We start from the raw sequence: 1,771 nt of genomic DNA on the forward strand, positions 1-1,771 counted from the left end.
CGCGGGGAACTGCGCGACCAGCCCCCACCGAACCCGCACCCGGCGACGAACCGGACCGGCCGAGCCGGAAGCCGGATCAGCCCAGCCGCTCGCCCGCGGCGATCCGCACACCCCGGGCCCAGTCGGCAGCCGCCATCGGCTTCTTGCCCTGTGCCTGCACCCAGAGCAGCTCGACCGCGCTCGACCCCGTCCCGACGTACAGGTTCTTCTTGCCGACGCCCAGCTCGCCCGGAGCGAGATCCGTCCGCTCGGGGGCGAGCGCGGCCGACCGCACCTTGAGCCGCTCCCCGCGGAACTCGGTCCACGCCCCCGGCGCAGGTGTGCACCCCCGCACGACGCGGTCGACCCGCAGCGCGGGCGCCGCCCAGTCGATCCGGGCGTCGTCGACGGTGATCTTCGGTGCGAGCGAGATGCCGTCGGCGGGCTGCGGGACGGCGGTCAGGGTGCCGTCCTCGATGCCGTCCATCGTCGCGGCGAGCAGCCCGGAGCCGGCGAAGGCGAGCCGGGTCAGCAGGTCACCGCTGGTGTCGCCGGGGCGGACCGCCTCGGTCACCGTGCCGTAGACCGGGCCCGAGTCGAGCCCCTCCTCGATGAGGAAGGTGGAGGCGCCGGTGATCTCGTCGCCGGCCATGACCGCGTGCTGCACCGGGGCGGCGCCGCGCCAGGCGGGCAGCAGCGAGAAGTGCAGGTTCACCCAGCCGCGGGCCGGTACGTCGAGCGCGGCCCTGGGCAGCAGCGCACCGTAGGCGACGACGGGGCAGCAGTCGGGCGCGATCTCGCGCAGGCGGGCCAGGAAGTCCTCGTCCCGGGGCCGGGCCGGCCTGAGCACCTCGATGCCGGCCTCGGCGGCGCGCTCGGCGACCGGGCTCGCGACGAGGTGCCGGCCGCGCCCGGCGGGGGCGTCGGGCCGGGTGACCACCGCGGCCACCTCGTGCCGGTCGGAGGCGATCAGGGCGTCCAGAGCGGGTACGGCGACCTCGGGGGTGCCGGCGAAGACGAGCTTCATCGGTGGCTAACGGCCTCTCGGGGCGGGATCACGGGCGACGCACCAGTCTATGGGCGTGGTGCGGGGGCCGCGCATGGGGCGCACGTCCTGCCGCGCGCCCCGCGCATATGCGGATACGCCGGAACAGCGTGACCCCACACCCGTATGGCGCGTTGGTCAAGAAAGAGTTGACCAAACCACGGGCCGGGATCGCTCGCGATCGACCGGTGAGTCGCCTGAGTCGCCGTCCGGCGTGAGCTCGGCCCGATCCTTCTTCATCGCCGGTTCGAGAGGCTTGCACATGGCCGACCACGCAACCCACGACGCCCAGGCACGGGCCAGCCTGCACCTGCTGGTGCGGGACATCGAGCGGGTCCGGCGGCAGGTGGACGCCCTGCGCACCCTCACCGCACAGCTCGGCAACGTCTACCGCCCGCGTCGCTCCGGCCCCTCCACCGGGTTCGTCGTCTACGGCCGTGCGCCCGCGCCGACCGTCCGGCTGGCCCAGGAGCTGCGCGACAGCGTCGAGACCCTGGTGACGGCCGCGGTCGACTTCGACCGCTCGCTGGGCTTCTCGTGGGACGCGGTGGGTTCCGCCCTCGGGGTCACCAAGCAGGCGGTGCACCGGCGTTACGGGGCCCGCAGGGCCGCCGCCCAGGCCGCGGCCGACGCCGAGCGCGCCACGGACACCTCGACGCGGCCGGCGCTGCCGCTCGGCGCGGGGCCGATGCCGTCGGTGCCGGCCGCGCGGTCGATGCCGACGCAGCCGACGGCGGGCAGCGCGGG

At 75.4% G+C, this 1,771-nt stretch carries 2 protein-coding genes; one reads left to right on the forward strand and one right to left on the reverse strand.

Going from position 1 to position 1,771, the window contains the following annotated elements:
* Window positions 1-76: 76 nt before the first annotated feature.
* Window positions 77-1,006 (reverse strand): methionyl-tRNA formyltransferase, encoded by a 930-nt coding sequence (gene fmt, locus GTW43_RS14900; RefSeq protein ID WP_161302368.1) that lies wholly within the window; start codon window positions 1,004-1,006, stop codon window positions 77-79.
* A 280-nt stretch (window positions 1,007-1,286) separates the two neighbouring features.
* Here fmt and GTW43_RS14905 point away from each other — a divergent pair.
* Window positions 1,287-1,771 (forward strand): hypothetical protein (locus GTW43_RS14905; RefSeq protein WP_161302369.1); only part of this gene is annotated, 485 nt, incomplete at its 3' end.

Source organism: Streptomyces sp. SID5785, from assembly GCF_009870065.1.
Taxonomy (GTDB): domain Bacteria; phylum Actinomycetota; class Actinomycetes; order Streptomycetales; family Streptomycetaceae; genus Streptomyces.